The organism is Actinokineospora inagensis DSM 44258 (genome assembly GCF_000482865.1).
Lineage (GTDB): Bacteria > Actinomycetota > Actinomycetes > Mycobacteriales > Pseudonocardiaceae > Actinokineospora > Actinokineospora inagensis.
On record NZ_KI519517.1, the window covers coordinates 1 to 19,132 of the forward strand.

13 protein-coding genes are annotated in these 19,132 nt (G+C 70.5%); 3 read left to right on the plus strand and 10 right to left on the minus strand.

Going from position 1 to position 19,132, the window contains the following annotated elements:
* Nucleotides 1–354: 354 nt before the first annotated feature.
* From H504_RS0128065 to H504_RS0128095, 7 genes are all read right to left on the minus strand, one after another.
* Entirely contained in the window at nt 355–795 is a 441-nt protein-coding gene (locus H504_RS0128065; protein ID WP_026425506.1) for a response regulator, read from the minus strand.
* Nucleotides 792–2,381: a sensor histidine kinase gene (locus H504_RS0128070; RefSeq protein WP_084468305.1), complete on the minus strand. Its 1,590-nt coding sequence runs from the start codon at nt 2,379–2,381 to the stop codon at nt 792–794. The genes H504_RS0128065 and H504_RS0128070 overlap by 4 nt, the downstream gene beginning before the upstream one ends.
* Entirely contained in the window at nt 2,378–3,541 is a 1,164-nt protein-coding gene (locus H504_RS0128075; protein ID WP_157440682.1) for a PP2C family protein-serine/threonine phosphatase, read from the minus strand. Before H504_RS0128075 ends, H504_RS0128070 begins: the two co-directional genes overlap by 4 nt.
* A 323-nt stretch (nt 3,542–3,864) precedes the next feature.
* On the minus strand, nt 3,865–4,146 hold the full coding sequence (locus tag H504_RS0128080; protein WP_157440683.1) for a hypothetical protein: 282 nt from the start codon (nt 4,144–4,146) through the stop codon (nt 3,865–3,867).
* A 119-nt stretch (nt 4,147–4,265) separates the two neighbouring features.
* Complete coding sequence (locus H504_RS0128085) at nt 4,266–4,862, minus strand: hypothetical protein (RefSeq protein WP_157440684.1); 597 nt, start codon at nt 4,860–4,862, stop codon at nt 4,266–4,268.
* Between the two features lie 70 nt (nt 4,863–4,932).
* Nucleotides 4,933–6,378, minus strand: a complete 1,446-nt coding sequence (locus H504_RS0128090; protein ID WP_026425511.1) for an SDR family NAD(P)-dependent oxidoreductase — start codon at nt 6,376–6,378, stop codon at nt 4,933–4,935.
* 985 nt (nt 6,379–7,363) lie between these two features.
* Nucleotides 7,364–8,602 (minus strand): GAF domain-containing sensor histidine kinase, encoded by a 1,239-nt coding sequence (locus tag H504_RS0128095; RefSeq protein WP_026425512.1) that lies wholly within the window; start codon nt 8,600–8,602, stop codon nt 7,364–7,366.
* Between the two features lie 188 nt (nt 8,603–8,790).
* On the opposite strand from H504_RS0128095, the gene H504_RS0128100 reads away from it, so the two are divergent.
* Together H504_RS0128100 and H504_RS0128105 are read left to right on the plus strand one after the other, a co-directional pair.
* The gene (locus H504_RS0128100; RefSeq protein WP_026425513.1) at nt 8,791–9,234 is read left to right on the plus strand and encodes a DUF6319 family protein; all 444 of its coding nucleotides are present in this window, start codon (nt 8,791–8,793) and stop codon (nt 9,232–9,234) included.
* Nucleotides 9,235–9,413: 179 nt separating this feature from the next.
* The gene (locus H504_RS0128105) at nt 9,414–10,706 is read left to right on the plus strand and encodes a cytochrome P450 (RefSeq protein WP_026425514.1); all 1,293 of its coding nucleotides are present in this window, start codon (nt 9,414–9,416) and stop codon (nt 10,704–10,706) included.
* Here H504_RS0128105 and H504_RS0128110 read toward each other — a convergent pair.
* From H504_RS0128110 to H504_RS0128120, 3 genes are all read right to left on the minus strand, one after another.
* The gene (locus H504_RS0128110; protein WP_245614502.1) at nt 10,693–11,901 is read right to left on the minus strand and encodes an NAD(P)/FAD-dependent oxidoreductase; all 1,209 of its coding nucleotides are present in this window, start codon (nt 11,899–11,901) and stop codon (nt 10,693–10,695) included. The two genes, H504_RS0128105 and H504_RS0128110, sit on opposite strands and share 14 nt — an antisense overlap.
* A 64-nt stretch (nt 11,902–11,965) precedes the next feature.
* Nucleotides 11,966–13,033 (minus strand): HAMP domain-containing sensor histidine kinase, encoded by a 1,068-nt coding sequence (locus tag H504_RS0128115; RefSeq protein WP_026425516.1) that lies wholly within the window; start codon nt 13,031–13,033, stop codon nt 11,966–11,968.
* Nucleotides 13,030–13,716 (minus strand): response regulator transcription factor, encoded by a 687-nt coding sequence (locus H504_RS0128120; RefSeq protein WP_026425517.1) that lies wholly within the window; start codon nt 13,714–13,716, stop codon nt 13,030–13,032. The genes H504_RS0128115 and H504_RS0128120 overlap by 4 nt, the downstream gene beginning before the upstream one ends.
* Before the next feature lie 633 nt (nt 13,717–14,349).
* Between H504_RS0128120 and hrpA the strand changes: the two genes are divergently transcribed.
* Complete coding sequence (hrpA, locus tag H504_RS0128125; protein ID WP_026425518.1) at nt 14,350–18,255, plus strand: ATP-dependent RNA helicase HrpA; 3,906 nt, start codon at nt 14,350–14,352, stop codon at nt 18,253–18,255.
* Nucleotides 18,256–19,132 lie beyond the last annotated feature (877 nt).

A 19,132-nucleotide genomic window follows, 5' to 3' on the forward strand; every position in this document is an offset into this window, starting at 1 on the left:
ATGAGGGCCGACACAGGGGACTCTGAGCCTCGGCTGCGCCTCGGGTTTCGGCCTGGTCGCCTGGCGGCGACGCCGGCCCCGGGCGCCAGATAAATGCGAAGTGCCCGTTGTGGTGAAGTTGTTTTGTTTGGGGCCCCTAGCGGCAGCCTGGGTAAGGCAAAAAGGCGGGGCCACTGGAAAGCGTGGCCTTACCCGCCAGCCGGCTTAGGCCACCGCTCCCCCCAAACAAAACAACTTCACCACAACGGGCGGTTGGTGTCGGCGGGTCCCGAGGCGCGTGGGGTGGGTTGGCGGCCTTCGTCGATGTGGGGTGGCGGGTTTGTTTGTTTGTTTGGGGGACTGTGTGTTTTTTGTTTATTTTGGCAGCTTGACCACGGTGACGAAGAATTCGTCGATTTTCCTGATGATTTCGATGAAGCGGTCGAAGTCGACTGGTTTGGTGACGTAGGCGTTGGCGTGGAGTTGGTAGCTGCGGAGGATGTCCTCCTCCGCCTCTGACGTTGTCAGGACCACTACCGGGATCATTCGCAGTTCGGCGTCCGCTTTGATCTCCGCCAGTACCTGTCGTCCGTCGAATCTGGGGAGGTTGAGGTCGAGGAGGATGAGGTCGGGGCGGGGGGCGTCCGCGTATTGGCCTTCTCGGCGGAGGAATTGGACGGCTTGTTCGCCGTCTCGGACGACGTGGAGTTGGTTGCGGATTTTGTAGTGTTCGAACGCCTCCCGGGTCATCAGGACGTCACCGTCGTCGTCTTCGACGAGGAGGACGTCGATGACTTTGATGTCGGGGTCGTTCATGGGGTCTCCGATCGGGGGGCGTCGGGGGTGGCTGGGAGGGTGAAGCGGAAGGTGGTGCCGGTGTCCGCGTGGTCGAGCCAGATGCGTCCGCCGTGGTATTCGATGATTTTTCGGCACAGGGCGAGGCCGATGCCGGTGCCGGGGTAGGCGTCTTTGCCGTGCAGGCGTTGGAAGATGACGAAAACGCGTTCGGCGAACTCGGGTTCGATGCCGATTCCGTTGTCCGACACCGTGAACACGTGGTTGTCGCCGTCGGGTTCGGCGGAAACGTGGACGACGGGTGGGGCCTCGCCGCGGAATTTGACGGCGTTGCCGATGAGGTTTTGGAACACGGCTGTCAGCAGCGGCGCCTCGGCCAAGACCACGGGCAAGTCGCCGACCTCGACCACCGCGCCCGCGTCCTCGATCGCCTCGGCGAGGTTGGTCTGGGCCTGCGCGACCAGTTCAGCGCAGGACACCGGTGTCCGGTCCCGCGCGTGCCGCCCGACCCGGCTGAACGCCAGCAGGTCGTTGATCAGCACCTGCATCCGCTTGGCGCCGTCCACCGCGAAAGCGATGTACTGGTCGGCGCGTTCGTCGAGCTGGCCGGCGTAGCGGCGTTCCAGCAGTTGGCAGAAGCTGGCGACCTTGCGCAGCGGTTCCTGCAGGTCGTGCGAGGCGACGTAGGCGAACTGCTCCAGTTCCGCGTTCGACCGCTTGAGGTCCTCGGTGCGGGAGTCCAGCTCGGCGTTCACCTGCCGCTGCACCGACACCTCCGCCAGGATGCGCTTGCGCATCGAGTCGACGTCGCCCGCCAGTTCGGCGACCTCGCGCGGCCCGGTGACCTCGAGTTCGTGCTGGAAGTCGCCGTCCGCGACCCGCCGCACGCCCCGGGCGAGCTGCGCCAGCGGTCCGGCGACCGCGGCCCGCAATGCGATGGTGACCAGCAGGAACACGATCAGCAGCACCGCCGCGATGGTCACGCACACGACCACCAGCCGGGTCGCCGCGCTCGCCAGCGCCGCCCGGCCGTCGGCGCGGGCCACGTCCAGTTCGTGCTGCAGGCCGCCCACTGCGGCGCGGATCGCGTCGAACCGCTGTTTGCCCTGCTCCGACTGGTCGTCGCCGGGTGTGCCCGACGCGCTGATCCGGTCGATGGCGGGTTTGGCGTAGTCCGCGCGCCAGCGCTCCACGTCGGTCTCGATGCCGCGGATGCGGTCGAGCAGGTCGGTGCGCACCACGATGGTCTGCCGCAGCCGGTCGGTCGCGGCCCGCTGCCGCTCGATGCCGGAGTCGTACGGATCGAGGAACTCGGGTTTCGCGGTCAGCGCGTACCCGCGCAGCCCGGTCTCCTGGTCGACCAGGGCCGTGTCCAGCCGCAGCGCCTCTTGCACCGCCGGGTCGATCCGGTCGACGAGGGTGGTTCGCGCGTCGTTGAGGTCGACGATGGCCAGCGACCCGGCGATCACCGCGCCCGCGAACACCGCGACCAGCACGCCGATCGCCAGGGTCAGCCAGCGCCGCAGCGGCCACCGGGCGCCACCCCGGCTGGTCCGCGACCAGCGCGGCGCGATCTCCGCCGAGTCGGTGTCCTGCTCGGTGCTCACCGGTCGCCCACCCGGGTCAGCAGCATGGCGGCCACGTCGTCGGCCAGGTCGCCCTCGTTGAGGGCGCACACCTCGCGGATCAGGTCGTCGAGCACGGTCGTCCGCCAGTCCGGGTTCGCCGCGGCCAGGGCGCCCACCAGGTCGGTCAGCCGGGACACCCCCAGCCGCTCCGAGCCCGCGCCGGTCCGGCCCTCGATCAGGCCGTCGGTGTAGAGCAGCACGGACCACTGCTCGCCCAGGTCGATCGTCGCGGACGCCCAGGTCGTCGTCGACCGCACGCCCAGCGGCACCCCGACCGGCGCCGACAGCAGCCCCACCCGACCGCCCGCCACCAGCACCGGCGGCGGGTGACCTGCCAGCCGCAGCTCCGCGGTCCGCCGGTCCGGCGCCACCGACAGCATGCACACCGTCGCGAACAGGCCGTCCAGGTGCCGCTCGTGCACCAAGACCCGCTGCATGGTGGTCAGCACCTCGTCCACCGGCCGCTGCGCCAGCACCAGCGCCCGCCACGCCACCCGCAGGTACACGCCCAGCGCCGCCTCGTCCGGGCCGTGCCCGCAGACGTCGCCGATCACCGCGTGCACGGTGCCGTCCTCGGTCTCCACCAGGTCGTAGAAGTCGCCGCCGAGCAGCATCCGCTGCCGACCCGGCTGGTAGGTGAAGTCGCGGTCCAACCGCGGGTCGGACAGCACCGGCGTCGGCAGCAGGCCCCGCTCCAGCCGGGCCTTCTCCATCGCGTACAGCCGCTCCTCGCGCAGTTGCCGCTGGATCTCCTCGCTGCGCGCCCGCTCCACCGCGTACCGGATCACCCGGCTCAGCAGGTCACCGTCGACCTGCCCCTTCACCAGGTAGTCCTGGGCGCCCGCGGCCACCGCCGCCACCCCCTGCTGCTCGTCGGCCAGGCCGGTGAGCACCACGACGGCCACGCCGCCGCCCGCGTCCTCCAGCCTGCGCAGCGCCTGCAGCCCGGACGCGTCCGGCAACCCCAGGTCCAACAGCACGCAGTCCTGCCCGGCCAACAACGGCTGTGCCTCGGCCAGCGAGTGCGCCCTGGTCAGCCGGATCGGGGCGTTGACGTCCGCGAGCAGCTCCTCCACCAGCAGCGCGTCCCCCGCGTCGTCCTCGACGAGCAGGACGCGGACCACATCCCGCGATGCCACGACAGCATCCATACACACCGGCTTCCAGGCACTCTGGGCGTCAGTTCAGTCGCCAGATCGTAGCCGTGGACCAACCGGGTGGCCGCCGCGCACACGCCGAACGTGAACCAACCAACGGTCCAGACCACCTCGGAGCCCGGTGCGGGTGTGGGCCCGTGGCCCGCGGTGCTCCGCCGCGGTGCGTCCGCTCATCGCCGCCCGGACTCGTATTCCACTGAATCCAGGCGAGGAGCGTGTTTCGCTGTCACCGAAGACCTTCGGATTTCGCGCGATTCCCGGGGCCATTTCGCCAACGCGGGCGATGCCACTTTTGTCGGCTGAACTCAGCCCGCGTCGCGGCTCGGGGTCGGGCTGACCGCGGTGGCCGGGCTGCTGGCGAACGGGCGGCGGGCGCCCAGCCTGCGCGGGCCGCGGTGGCGGGGGCGGGGCGCCGGGGTGTGGGCGGCCGACCGGGGGTGCAGGCTCGCCGCCAGGCAGGCCACGGCGACACCGCCGAGCAGCATCGCGATCACGATCCACACGGTGGAGCCCGCGTGGACGGCCAGGGTGGCGCACGCGGCGGCACCCGCCGCGGCGAGGAAGCCCTCAAGGAAATATCTGCGCACGGTGACCACTGGCCTCTCGGTTCGTCTCGCCGAGGGAGTACCCGGTTTGCCGTGGTTCACGCGTCCCACTTTGGGTCCACTGTGGATGGACCTGGGCCGGGTCGGGCTGTGCACGCCGCTCATGTGTTGTTGGTCGCCGAGACGGTCAGGTTCTGCGACACCGTCTTCGCGTCCTTGGGCCAGACGGTGTACACGTGCGTGGTCTTGCCGGGGGTCGTGTCGCACGGGAACTGGAGCTCCAACTGGCCCGACGCCGGGTAGTCGCTGCCGTACGAGCCGTACATGTTCGGGCTGTCCACCGAGATCGCCACCCCGCTGGCGCCGGAGACCTTCCACGAGATCACCACGGGGGCGCCGGGGTTGGAGTACGGGGCGCCGGGCTTGGCCAGCACCGGGCACGCGGGCTTGCTCACCACGGTGAAGCTCAGGATCTTCGGGCCGCTGGTCGCGGGCTTGGTGGTGGTCGTGGTCGTCGTCGTGGTGTGGCGCGTGGTCGTGGTGGCGGTGGTCGGGCGGTGGCTGCCGGACACCGCCGAGTTGTCGCCGGAGTCACCGTTGTTGTCGACCGCGCTGTTGTCCACCTGCTGCGCCGTGCCCGCCGTCGTCGTTGTGGTGACCGCGGGCTTGGCGTCGGCTTCCTGCACCGTGGTGCACCCCACCGCGCCCGCCGCCATTACCGCGCCGATGAATAAACCCCCGAGTGCGCTTTTCCGCATGGTCCCCACCTCGCTGTTTCGTCCCTGCTTCCGTCCACAAAGACGCGTCGGGGTGGGCGAGGTTGCGGATCTACCAGGGCGAGGGCGCGTAATCCTTCAGGAAGCAGCCGAAGACGTCCTCGCCCGCCTCGCCGCGCACGATCGGGTCGTACACCCGGGCGGCCCCGTCGACGAGGTCCAGCGGCGCGTGGAACCCCTCGTCGGCCAGCCGGACCTTCGTCGGGTGCGGCCGCTCGTCGGTGATCCAGCCGGTGTCGACGGCGGTCATCAGGATGCCGTCGGTCAGCATCTCCTGGGCGCTGGTGCGGGTCAGCATGTTCAGCGCGGCCTTGGCCATGTTCGTGTGCGGGTGGCCGGGCCCCTTGTAGGCGCGGCCGAACTGGCCCTCCATCGCGGACACGTTGACCACGTACTTGCGGCGCGCGGCCGCCGCCGCCATCGCCGGGCGCAACCGGCTGACCAGGATGAACGGCGCCGTCTGGTTGCACAGTTGGACTTCCAGCAGCTCCAACGGGTCGACCTCGTGCACCCGCTGCACCCAACTGTTCACCGGCAGCAGGTCCGGCACCAGGCCCCCGGCGTCGATCGCGGTGTTCGCGGCGATCCGCTCCAGGCTCGCCGACCCCGCGGTGAGCGCCAGCGCGGTCACCGGGTGCACCTCGTGCGGGGTGTGGTCGACCGCCCCGACCAGCGCGGCCGGGTGCGCCGCGCTCGACTCGCCCAGGGTCAACACCTCCGGCAGCGGGCCGTGCGGCAGCGGGTCGGACTCGGCGGCGGCCAGCGGACCGTACGAGCCGGGGGAGCGGCGCACCGTCTGCGCGGCGTTGTTGATCAGGATGTCCAGCGGGCCGTTCGCGGCGACCACGTCGGCCAACCCGACCACCTGGGCCGGGTCCCGCAGGTCGACCCCGACCACCCGCAGCCGGTGCAGCCAGTCCGCCGAGTCCGGCATCGCGGCGAACCGGCGGACCGCGTCCCGCGGGAACCGGGTGGTGATCGTCGTGTGCGCGCCGTCGCGGAGCAGCCGCAGCGCGATGTACATGCCGATCTTGGCCCGGCCGCCGGTGAGCAGCGCGGTCCGCCCGGACAGGTCGGCGCGGGCGTCCCGCTTCGACCGGTTCAGCTCGGCGCAGTCGGGGCAGAGCTGGTGGTAGAAGGCGTCAACCCGGTGGTAGCGGCGCTTGCAGGTGTAGCAGCCGCGAGCCCGGAGCAAGGTCCCCGCCGAGGCACCGGGGACGGTGGAAACCAGCGGAATGCCCTGCGTCTCGTCGTCGATGCGATTCGGCGCCCCGGTCGCGGTCGAGGCGGTGACAGCCCGATCGGCCGCCGTCACCGCGGCCCGCTTCGCCGACCTCCGACGCTTGCGCACCGACTTGAACACCCCCGCCGTCGCCCGCCGCACCGCCACCGCGTCGGGGTGCTCGGTGGGCAGCTCATCGACCTCGGCCAAAACCTCCAGGCACAGACGCAGCCGCTCCGGATCGATCCCCGGCCCGAGGTCATCGGGCTCGTCCACTGCCGTCACCACTGCCCATCCCCACGTTCGACTGAAGCCCCAACTGTAGAAGCGGCACACCCGTGATCGACCGCGCACCCCTGCTCCCGGCGCCTTTGACTTCCTTCTTGTCAGAGGCCGTGATCCACATTCAGCTATCAAGATAATGGACTTTGGTCCGGTTGGTGGGCGCTGCCGGGGACGGGGGATCGAGCTGCCAAAGACCGACCCGGACGGGGAGCCAGTGGACTTGGAGAGCCCGGGTCTGTTGGACGCGGACTAGGCGGAGGACGCCGGTGGTTCGGTGAACCTGGAGAGCCGGGGTCTGCTGGAAGCGGTGTGGATGCGCTGCCTGGTGTTCCGGTGAGATCCGGGGAGCCTGGGTCTGCTGGAAGCGTGGGCGAATACGACCGGTGTTCGGTGAGACCTGGAAAGCCAGATCCACTGAGCGGGCCGGAGGCGGCGGCTGGTGGTCCGGTGGGACCCGGACGGCCCGGATCTCTTGGAAGGGGAGTGGATGGGGCGGCCGGTTGTCCGGGGAGCCGGGTCTGCTGGGAGCGGAGTGGCTGGCCGGTGTCCGATGAGGCCCGGAAAGCCTGAGTCCGCTGAGTGCGGAGTGGGTGACGGCGCCGGGCGGTTTGTCAGTCCTGTCGAGGAAACTGGATTCGGGGGCCGCTCCGCACGGTTGATCTTGCCGAGGCCTGCATGCGGTGCTGTCGCTGACCAGTTGACGCGGCGGAGATGCTCAGGAGTCAGGACCAGGATTGCTGGTTGTCAGCGGCGAGCCGAGACCTGAGACGGTCGGGTCCGGCGAGCCGGGAAGCAGCACGACTGTCAATGAGCCAGTACGCGGTCAGTGAACCCGACTCGCCTCGCGTCTGCTGAGAGCGGAGTAGGTGACGGTACCCGGCGGTTTTGTCGGTCCCGCTGAGGAGGCTGGATTCGGGGGCTGCTCAGCGCGGTTGATCTTGCCGAAGCCTGCTCACTGCTGTCGGAGAGCAGAGCGTCACCACCAGGGGCGGTCCTCGTCCTCCGGCCCGTTCGCGGGCACCAAGACCTCGAACACCGCCCCGCCACTCGGCGCCGGGAAGGCCCGGATCGTGCCGCCGTGTGCCTCGACGATGCCGCGGGTGATGGCGAGACCGAGGCCCGCGCTGCCGGAGGCCCGTTGCTGGGGGACGTCGAACTGGACGAAGGGTTCGAAGATGGCGGCGAGGCGGTCCGGGGGGACGCCGGGCCCGTGGTCGCGGACGCTGATCGTCGCCCAGTTGCCGTGCAGTTCGCCGGTGACCTCGACGGCTGTGTCCGGTTCGGAGACGCGGACGGCGTTGGCCAGCAGGTTGGTCACGACCTGCACCAGCCGGTCGGCGTCGCCGCGCAGGTAGATGCCGTCCGGGCAGGCGACGGCGACCGGGACGTTGGCGGTGCGGCTGGCGTGGCCGACCGAGTGCATGGCCTGGTCGAGCACGTCGACCAGGGCGACCTTGGCCAGCCGGAGCCGCAGGTCGCCGCGGCGCATGTGGTGCAGGTCGAGGACGTCGGCGGACATCCGGACCAGCCGGTCGGAGTTGCGGGCGGCGATGTCGACCAGCTTGTGCAGCCGCGGTGACAGTTCGCCGAAGTCGCCGGAGAGGGCCATCTCCAGGGAGCTCTGGATCGACGTGAGCGGGGTGCGCAGCTCGTGGCTGACCACGGACATGAAGTCGGCGCGGTCGCGGTCGGTGTCCTGCTCCCACTGGGTGGCCTGCACGACCGCGCACTCCAGTTCCACCCAGGCGGCCAGGTCGCGCAGCAGGCCCCGTTCGGCCTCGTCGAGCCTGCGCGGGACGCGGTCGACGACGCACAGCGTGCCCACCAGGTGACCGGACGGGGCCGCGATCGGCTGACCGGCGTAGAACCGGATGTGCGGGTCGCCGAGCACGTGCGGGTTCTGCGCGAACCGGGGGTCCTCGGTGGCGTCCGGGACCTCCATCAGGGTCGGCTGGGCGATGGCGTGCGAGCAGAACGACACGCCGCGGTCGGTCTGGTCGGCGTCGAGGCCGACGCACGACTTGAACCACTGCCGGTCGACGTCGACCAGGCTGACCAGGGCGATCGGCACCCCGAGCAGCTTCTGGGTGAGTCTGGTGATCCGGTCGAACCGCTCCTCGCGCGGGGTGTCCAGCAGCCGCAGCGCCTTGACCGCGGCCAGCCGCTGGATCTCCGAGTCCCACCCGGCGGCGGCTTCCCACCCGGCACCTGCCACGCCGTGCTCCCTTCCCGACGACTCCCCGTCGTTTCCGAGTATCAAGGCGCTGACCAGGCCATTCACCCCTCAGCCGCAGATGCGCCCGATCGAGTGAACCCGGGGAGACGGCCACCCGGCGATCTCGAACAGGCGAACGAGTGTTCTAATTCACCGGATTCACCAGGCGTCGTGAGAGGGAGTGGATCTTGTCCACCGAGATCGAGACCGAGCAGGCGGAGAACGCGGTCGGACCGGCCGAGTCGACCGGGTCGGCGGAGTCGCCCGCGCCGCAGGCCGCGCCCGAGCAGCCCGCCGACGAGCAGGCCGCGCCCCCCGCCAGGAAGCCGAGGGTGCAGCGCGCCCAGAGCACCGCGAAGAAGACCCGCACCGTCGAGCTCACCCTCACCGTCACCGGCACCGCCGATGGCGAGTGGCAGGCCGAGCTCAGCCAGGGCGGCAAGCGGGTCCTGCAGGGTCTGACCATCCCCGCGGCCGCCGTGTCGCGGGCCGCCGCCGAACTGCACGAGGACATCGCCAAGACGATCGAGTCGGTCCTGGACACCGCGCGTGAACAGCACCGGGCTCGGATGGAGGAGCTCGAGGCGGAGTTGTCGAAGGTCAAGGCGGCCCTGGCCGAGCTCCAGGACTGACCCCCGCACGATCACGGGCCGCCCACCGGGGAACCGGTGGGCGGCCCGTGTCGCGTCTTCGCACCGGCGGGTCCTCGTTGGCCGGAATCGGTCGTCGGGTTACTCGACCCGGTTGATTCCGCGTGCGTCTGCCCGTGCACTCGTGGGACGGTGGGAAACCCCAAACCGTGGAGACGGCGATGGTCGTGCGTGGTCGGGCCGGTGGGGCGTTGCCGTTGGTCGGGCACGCCCACCGGTTCCTGGTTGATCCGTTCCGGTTCCTGCGTTCGCTGCCCGCCCGCGGCGACATCGTGGACCTCAGGCTCGGGCCCCAGCGGGTGGTGATGGTGTGCGAGCCCGCGCTGGTGCGCCAACTCCTGGTCGATGACCGGGTTTACGACAAGGGCGGCCCGTTCTTCGACCAGTTGAACGCGGTCCTCGGCGAGGGGATGGTCAACTGCCCGCACAGCGCGCACCGGCGGCAGCGGCGGATGGCGCAGCCCGCGTTCCGCCGCGACCGGTTGCCCGGGTACGCCGAGGTGGCGCTCGACCGGGCGGTGGCGTTGGCCGGGTCGTGGCGGTCCGGCCAGGTGGTCACCGTGTTCGACGGGTTGTTCGCGTTGATGGCGGAGGTCGCGACCGAGACGATGTTCGGTGGTCTGCTCACGGCGGCGGACCGGGCCGCGGTCGGCGCGGACTCCCGGATGATGATGGACGCGTTGCTGGTGCGGATGTTCACCCCGCCCGGCTTGCGGCGCCTGTTGCCCGGGGCGCGTCGGTTCGACCGCGCGTCGGTGCGGTTGCGGCGGCGGGCCGTCGAGTTGGTCGCCGCGTACCGGGCGTCCGGTGTGGACCACGGTGATCTGATGTCCGTGTTGGTCGCCGGGGAGGACTGGGGTTCCGACGAGGAGTTGGTCGACCAGGTCGTGACGTTCTACGTCGCCGCGACCGAGACCACCGCGAGTGTCCTGACGTCCGTCCTGCACGTCTTGGCGCACAACCCTTCGGTACAGGGGAGAGTCCGCGCCGAAGTCCTGGCGAACGGACCGGCCACAGTGGACTCCTTGGACCGGTTGACCTACACCGCGAACGTCGTCAGCGAGGTGTTGCGGCTGTACTGGCCAGGCCTGTTGCTGACCCGTGAGGTCACCGAGGACACCGAGTTGGGCGGGCACCCGCTGCCCAGGGGAACCTGTGTGGCATACAGCCCATACGTCCTGCACACGAGAGCAGACCTGTTCCCCAGTCCCGATTCCTTCGACCCCGACCGGTGGGCGGGTGATCACGGCAGGCCGCAGGACCGGTTCGTGCCGTTCGGGGCCGGTGCGCGGATGTGCATCGGGGACCGGTTGGCGCGGATCGAGGCGGTGGCGGTGTTGGCCGCGGTCGTGTCGCGGTGGGACGTGCACCCGGTGACCGGTCCGGCGTTCCGGCCGTCGCACGGGATCACACCGCACCGGCGGGGGTTGCGGGTGCGGGTCACCGCGCGCTGAGGACCGCCTTGGCCGCGCGCCTGCCGGACACGAGGGCGCCCTGGATGGACGGGGTGTCGCGGTGGTCGCCGCAGACGTACACATTGGAGCCGAGCGCGACCGGCTGCCGCAAAGGTCCTGTGTGGACGGGTAGGGCGTCCGGAACCCGGTATGTGCGGACGTGTTGCCACGCCGAGGTGTCCTGGTGGTACATCGCCGCGAGGTGTTCGCGCACAACGGCCTCGCCGGGGTCTTCGTTACCCACCACAGTGGACGACACGAGCACCGCTCCCGGCGCGTATTCCGGTGCGGCGTTGGTGAGGACGATGCTGTTGGTCACCGGTCCGCGTTTCTCCGCGTCGAGCACCAGCGCCGCCTCGGCGACGGGCGGGAAGTCCGCGAGGTGGTAGTAGGTGACGCAGCCCCGGGTCCGTGGCGCGGGGATGCCCAGCAGGGAGTGCGCCGCGGGCCCGCCGACGGCGACGACCACGTGTCGCGCGGTGATGGTGCCGAAGTCGCCGGTGACCTGGCCGGGGGTGACCTCGCGGATCGGGAAGCTGTACTTGACCGCGTCCGTCGGGAGCGCCGCCGCCAACTGGTCGGGGACCGCGCGCATGCCACCCGCCGGGATGCCGATCGTGCCGCGGGCGAAGGAGCGCACCACGAACTCGGCGAACCGGCTGGGCACGGTGAGGTCGGGGTCGAGGAACACCCCGGACAGGAACGGGCGGACGAACCGTTCCAGGATCGGCCCGGTGATGCCGTACCCGGCGAGTCGGGCGCGGAAGGGGCGGTCGTCGCGGTCGCGGATGGTCTTGGCGGGCGCGGCGGCCAGAGCGGCGGCGTAAGCGCCGAGCATGAACTTGCGGGTGAGTGAGCCGATGGGGGCGCGCAGCGTGTCGCGCAGGCCGCCTGGGTCGCGCCGCGGGTCGGTCACCAGGTGCAGCCCGGCGGAGTCGCTGATCAGGGCGCCGTGCACGAACGGCCGCAGCCGCAGGGCGTCGACGTCGAGCAGGTCGCGCACGGCCGGGTAGCCGATGTTGAGGACCTGGAAGCCGCGGTCGAGGTGCAGGCCGTTCACCCGGTCGGTGCGGACCCGGCCGCCGGGTGCCTCGTCGCCGTCCAGCACGATCACCTCGCGGCCCGCGTCGACCAGGGTCTTGGCCGCCGCCAGTCCGGCCAGTCCGGCTCCCACCACGACGATCTCGGTCTGCATCGGCACGTCGCCACCGTAGCCGAGACGATCGTGGTTCCCCGGTTATCGCGGTGGGACGGTCGCGTCAGGTCGGTCGCGTCCCGGTTGGCGCGGCAACGGTCGGCGGGTCGGTCGGCAGGGTGATCCGAATGCGACAGCCGCGGTGGGAGTCGACGACGGCGATGGTGCCGCCGTGCAGTTCCACCACCCAGCGGGCGATGGACAGGCCGAGCCCGGTGCCGCCGCCGCGGGCCTTCTCGCCGCGGGTGAACCGGCGGAACACCAGGTCCCGTTCGGCGACGGCGATGCCCGGCCCCTCGTCGCGCACCTCCAGCGCCAGCCCCGCGTGCGTCCGGGCGGCGGTCAGCCACACGTTCCCGTCGGCCGGCCCGTGCCGCGCGGCGTTGTCCAGCAGGTTGACCAGGACCTGGTGCAGCCGTTCCCGGTCGGCGACCACGGCGGCCGTGCCGACCGCGGTGGTGAACCGCACCGACCGCCCGGCGCCGACGGCGTTGACCCCGGCCTCGGCGACGACCTCGTCGAACAGTTCGGCGAGGTCGATCCGCTCGCGGACCAGCGGCTGCGCGCCCGCGTCGATCCTGGACAGGTCCAGCAGTTCGGTGACCAGCCTGCTCAGCCGCACGGTCTGGGCGAGCGCGGTGCGCAGGGTGGCCGGGTCGGCGCTGCTGACCCCGTCGACGACGTTCTCCAGCACGGCCTGCAGTGCGGCGATGGGGGTGCGCAGCTCGTGCGAGACGTTGGCGATGAGCTCGCGGCGGTTGCGGTCGGCGGCGTCGAGGTCGGCGCTCATCTGGTTGAACGCCCGGCTGAGCTCGCCGACCTCGTCGCGGGCGGTGACCCGGATCCGGCGGGAGTAGTCGCCGCGGGCCATCGCGCGGGCCGCGGTGGTCATGTCGCGCAGCGGGCGGGTCATGCCGTGCCCGAGGACCTGGGAGACGAACACGGCGCCGAGGACGGCGACGGTGGCGGTGGTCGGCGGGATCCAGCCCTCGTTGAGCCAGAAGTAGAGCAGGCCGGTGACGCCGGAGGCGACCAGCAGGATGCTGATCTTCAGCTTGATCGAGCGGACCGGGTCCAGCGGCCGGGGCAGCCACTCCAGCAGGGTGGCGGCGTGCGCGCGCAGGGTGCTCACCGGGCGACCTCCAGGGCGTAGCCGACGCCGTGCACGGTGCGGATGAGGTCGGCGCCGAGCTTGCGGCGCAGCGCCTTGACGTGGCTGTCGACGGTGCGGGTGCCGCCCGCGTCACCCCAGCCCCAGATCTCGGCGAGCAGCCGCTCCCTGGGCTGCACGGCGCGCGGCCGGGCGGCCAGGTAGGCGAGCAGGTCGAACTCGATCGGGGTCAGGTGCGCCTCGACCCCGGCCCGCCGGACCCGCCGCTGCACGGTGTCGACCTCCAGGTCGCCGACCACGGTGGGACCGGTGTCCGGCTCGGCCGCCGCGGCGCGCTCGACCCGGCGGAGCAGGGCGTGCACCCTGGCGACGAGCTCGCGCGGCGAGAACGGCTTGGTCATGTAGTCGTCGGCGCCGACCCCCAGGCCGACCAGCAGGTCGGTCTCGTCGTCGCGGGCGGTGAGCATGAGCACCGGGACCGGCCGCTGGGCCTGCACCCGGCGGCACACCTCCAGCCCGTCGAAGCCGGGCAGCATGACGTCGAGGACCAGCAGGTCGGGGCGGACCCTGGCGGCCGCGTCGACCCCGCCGGGGCCGTCGTGGGCGAGGTCGACGTCGAAGCCCTCGGCGCGCAGCCGGGCCGCGATCGACTCGGCGATGGTGTGCTCGTCCTCGACCACCAGGACCCGTCGTCTGTTCCCCATGGGGTGACAGGGTAGGCAGCGGGTGTGTGGTCCGGTGGCGTGACTTGTGCAGGTTGTGTGCGGGGTGACCCGGTAGGCGGAGCCGGGCGGGTGACAGACGGTGCACATCCGGTTCCTTGCCCGTGCCGCGCACGCGCTCGCGCAACAGCACCGCCGTGGCAATTCGTCGCGGAGGTTCCAGGAGGCCAGAGGAGTCCAGCCCGCAGGAGCGGGCTCGGGGTATCTACAGCAGGTCGACCTATTTGTTCTCGATTTTCGTCCCTCTAGGCGACTGGCGTAGTGCTGAAAGTCTGATCCCCACGCTCACCGCATATATCTCCGAGGTAGGTTCCGGTCGAACGGCGAGAACTCTCAATCGGGCACTCGTCCTCGGCGAATCGAACCTCGACACAGCGGGCCGAGGCATATCGGGCAGTCTGCGGGCGGGCGGAGTCGGCTTGACGTTCCAGGAGGGTGTGGCGCACCTTCGGCGCTTGCTCGTGTCGGCCCAGCCCGGGGCTCCTGCCGGGTAGGTTTCGACCGGCCGTGCGTCCGGCCCGGCCCCTGATGCGCGGTGTGACCGACCTGGCCACACGATCGAGCGGGGAAACCGAGGTGAAGCGCGGGCGGTCCATTGCCTAGGCTGGGGGGCAAATGAGTACCGACACCCCGCTTGCCCAGGCCGACCTGCGCGCCGCCCTGCCCGAGTTGATGCTGCGGGACGAGCGGCGGCTGGCGCGCAGGCTGGACGGGCTGCGCAAGACCCGCGACCCGGCGCGCAGGCAGGCCGCGCTCGGCAAGCTCGCCGAGGAGGTCGAGGCGGCCCGGACGCGGGTGGCCAACCGGCGCGGGTCGGTGCCTGCGGTCAAGTACCCGGAGGAGCTGCCGGTGTCGCAGCGCCGGGCGGACATCCTGGCGGCGATCCGGGACAACCAGGTCGTGATCGTGGCGGGGGAGACCGGGTCGGGCAAGACCACGCAGTTGCCCAAGATCTGCCTGGAGCTCGGGCGCGGGGTGCGCGGGTTCATCGGGCACACCCAGCCGCGGCGGATCGCGGCGCGCACGGTGGCCGAGCGGGTCGCCGAGGAGGTCGGCACGCCGCTGGGGGAGACGGTCGGCTGGAAGGTGCGGTTCACCGACCAGGTCGGCGACCGGACCCTGGTGAAGCTGATGACCGACGGCATCCTGCTCGCCGAGATCCAGCACGACCGGCTGCTCTCCGCCTACGACACGATCATCATCGACGAGGCGCACGAGCGCAGCCTCAACATCGACTTCCTGCTCGGCTACCTGGCCCGGCTGCTGCCGAGGCGGCCGGACCTGAAGATCGTGATCACCTCGGCCACCATCGACCCGGAGCGGTTCGCCCGGCACTTCGGCGACGCGCCGATCATCGAGGTGTCCGGGCGGACGTACCCGGTGGAGGTGCGGTACCGGCCGCTGGTCGACCCGGAGGACCCGGACGCCGACCCGGACCGGGACCAGACCCAGGGGATCCTCGACGCGGTCGATGAGCTGTGCGCCGAGGGGCCGGGGGACGTGCTCGTGTTCCTCTCCGGTGAGCGCGAGATCCGGGACACGGCGGAGGCGTTGGCGGGGCGGAACCTGCGCAACACCGAGATCCTGCCGCTGTACGCGCGGTTGTCCAGCGGTGAGCAGCACAAGGTGTTCCAGGCGCACACCGGTCGCCGGGTGGTGCTGGCCACCAACGTCGCGGAGACGTCGCTGACGGTGCCGGGCATCAAGTACGTGGTCGACCCGGGCACGGCGCGGATCTCCCGGTACAGCAACCGGTTGAAGGTGCAGCGGCTGCCGATCGAGCCGGTGTCGCAGGCGTCGGCGAACCAGCGCAAGGGCCGCTGCGGCCGAACGTCGGACGGCATCTGCGTCCGGCTCTACAGCGAGGACGACTTCCTGGCGCGGCCGGAGTTCACCGACCCGGAGATCCTGCGCACCAACCTGGCGTCGGTCATCCTGCAGATGAGCGCGGCCGATCTCGGCGAGATGGCGGACTTCCCGTTCATCGACCCGCCGGACCGCAGGCACATCGCCGACGGCGTGCAGTTGCTGCAGGAGCTGGGGGCGTTGGACCCGGCGGAGAAGGACCCGGGCAAGCGGCTGACCCCGTTGGGGCGCAAGCTGGCGCAGTTGCCGGTCGACCCGAGGTTGGCGCGGATGGTCGTCGAGGCGGACAAGGCGGGGTGTGTCGCCGAGGTCATGGTGATCGCCGCCGCGCTGTCCATCCAGGACCCCCGGGAGCGGCCGCAGGACAAGCAGCAGGCGGCGGCGGAGAAGCACGCCCGGTTCGCCGACCCGGACTCGGACTTCCTGAGCTACCTGAACTTGTGGGAGTACGTGCGGGAACAGCAGAAAGAGCTGTCCGGCAACAGGTTCCGCAGGCAGTGCAAGGCGGAGTACCTGAACTACCTGCGCATCCGCGAGTGGCAGGACGTCCATTCCCAGCTCCGCCAGATCACCCGCCAGCTCGGCGTCACCCCGAACGAGGTGCGGGCCGATCCGCGCAACGTCCACATCGCACTGTTGTCGGGTTTGTTGTCGCACATCGGGTTCCGCGACCCGGCGGGCAAGGAGTACGTCGGCGCCCGCAACGCGCGGTTTGCGGTGTTCCCCGGGTCGGCGCTGTTCAAGAAGCCGCCGCGCTGGGTGATGGCGGCCGAGCTGGTGGAGACCACCCGGTTGTGGGGGCGGATCTGCGCCCGCGTCGAACCGGAGTGGGTGGAGCCGCTGGCCGAACACCTGGTGCGCCGCGTGTACAGCGAGCCGCACTGGGAGGCGCGGCAGGGGTCGGTGGTCGCCACCGAGCGGGTCACCCTGTACGGCCTGCCGATCGTGGTCGACCGCAAAGTCCACTACGGACGGATCGACCCGGAGGTGTCGCGCGACCTGTTCATCCGGCACGCCCTGGTCGAGGGCGACTGGCAGACCAGGCACCACTTCTTCCGGGACAACCGCGCCCTGCTGCGCGAGGTCGAGGAGCTGGAGAACCGGGCCCGCCGCCGCGACATCCTGGTCGACGAGGAAACCCTGTTCCAGTTCTACGACCAGCGCGTCCCCGCCGACGTCGTCTCGGCCCGGCACTTCGACACGTGGTGGAAGCAGGCGCGGCGGGAGACCCCGGACCTGCTCACGTACTCGAAGTCCATGCTGGTCAACGACACCGCGGGCGACATCCGCGCCCAGGACTTCCCGGACACCCTGCGCCAGCACGGGCTCGCGCTGCCACTGACCTACCGCTTCGAACCCGGCCGCGCCGACGACGGCGTGACCGCCCGCGTCCCGATCGCCGTCCTCAACCAACTCGACGGCGACGGGTTCTCGTTGCAGGTGCCGGGGCAGCGGGAGGAGGTGGTGACCGCGCTCATCCGGTCGCTGCCGAAACCGCTGCGCCGCAACTTCGTCCCCGTCCCGGATTTCGCCAAGGCCGTCGTCCGCCGACTCGCCGACGACGAGGAGTCCCTCACCGACGCCATCGCCCGCGAACTCAAGGCCCTGACCGGCGTGGTCATCCCGCGCGACGCGTGGCAGTTGTCCGCCGTCCCCGACCACCTGCGCACCACGTTCCAGATCGTCGACGGCGACAAGACCTTGGCCCAGGGCAAGGACTTGGTGGCACTGCGCGACCAGCTCAAATCGCAACTGCGCGCCTCGCTGGCATCGGCCACAGTGGACCTGGAGAAGACCGGCCTGACCTCGTGGACCATCGGCACCCTGCCCAAGGTCGCCCGCACCGAGCAGAACGGCCTCGTCGTCACCGCTTACCCGGCCCTGGTCGACGAGGGCGACACGGTGGCCGTGCGGATGCTCGACACCGCCGCGGACCAGCAGGCGGCCACGTGGCAGGGCACCCGCCGCCTGCTGCTGCTCAACGTCCCCTCCCCGACGAAACACGTCGTCCGCGGCCTGTCCAACCAGGCGAAACTCGCCCTCTCGCACAACCCCCACGGCGGCGTCCCCGCCCTCCTCGCCGACTGCGTCAACGCCGCCGTCGACCACCTGATGACCCGGGCAGGCGGCCCCGCCTGGGACGAACAAGCCTTCACCCGACTGCGCGACACCGTCCGCCAGGGTCTCAACGAGACCACAATGGACACCCTCGACCAGGTCCGCAAGGTGGTGATCGTGTGGAACGAGGTCCAAACCAGACTCTCCCGCACCCGAGGCCCGATCTTCACCCAGCCCCTGGCCGACATCCGCGAACAACTCGCCGGACTCATCTACCCCGGTTTCGTCGCCGCCACCGGCACCCCCCGCCTCCCCGACCTCGAACGCTACCTCCGCGCCATCGACCGCCGCCTCGACAAACTCCCCGAACGCCCCGACCGGGACACCACGTGGATGCACACCATCCAAGACCTCGAAGACGCCTACCACGACCTCCTCGACCAATTACGCCCCAGCACCCACGACACCCCCGAAGTCCGCGCCATCCGGTGGATGATCGAAGAACTCCGGGTCTCCTACTTCGCCCAGACCCTGGGAACCCCAACCCCCGTCTCCGACAAACGCATCCTCAAAGCAATCCAACAACTAACCCCCTAACCCGCAGGCCCCCGTTCTGAGCAGCCCCCAAATCCAGCCTACCCCCCCCCCCCGACAAGCCCCGCCCACCAACCCACCCCTGTGCACCCCCGACAACCATGTGGACAACCCCACACACCGATGTGCACCGCCCACCCACATCTCCATGTGCACCGGTTGCCCACACAACGCATCTGGACAACCAGCCCACACCAGCATGTGCACGAACTCCCATGTCACACACCAAATGTTGGCCCCGAACCACCCGCGCCCTGACTCCCTCCAACCCATGTGTGCGAACTATCCACTCCGCACATCAATGTTGCTCCCAAGCACACGTGCATTCGTTGCCACAGCCACATGTGCGTGAACTATCCACACCGCTGGCAAATATCCGACCCAGTTCACATGTGCACCGGTCGCCCACATCGCAGGTAACGGTATTCACCCCGCCACATGTGGACGAGCAATCCACATCCGCCGCACCCATCCACCGCTCGTCCCCGTGCGCCCCGCCGCCCATTGATCACCACTAGACTCGATTCGGGGGCTGCGCAGCCCGGTTGATCTTCGCCGCGATATCGGTCCGAGCCCCGCCCGGCGACCCGACCGCGTATGTGGGTAGACCGCCCACATGCCCCCAGTTCGAGCACCGGATCGCCGGCGAGTTGTCCACATCTGCCCAACTCATCCACCGGTCGGCTTTTGGTTCTGCCTCGCGGGTTCGGCAGTCGTTAGGCTGGATTCGGGGGCTGCGTTGTGCGAGTTGCACTCCGCCCTGACCGTGGGCCGCCGGACGGCAGTGGTGGACGAGTTATCCACATTCGTCTGGGCTATCCACTGGTCTGCCGCGTTGTCTGCTCGTGCTGGCGAGCGCTACTAGGCTGGATTCGGGGGC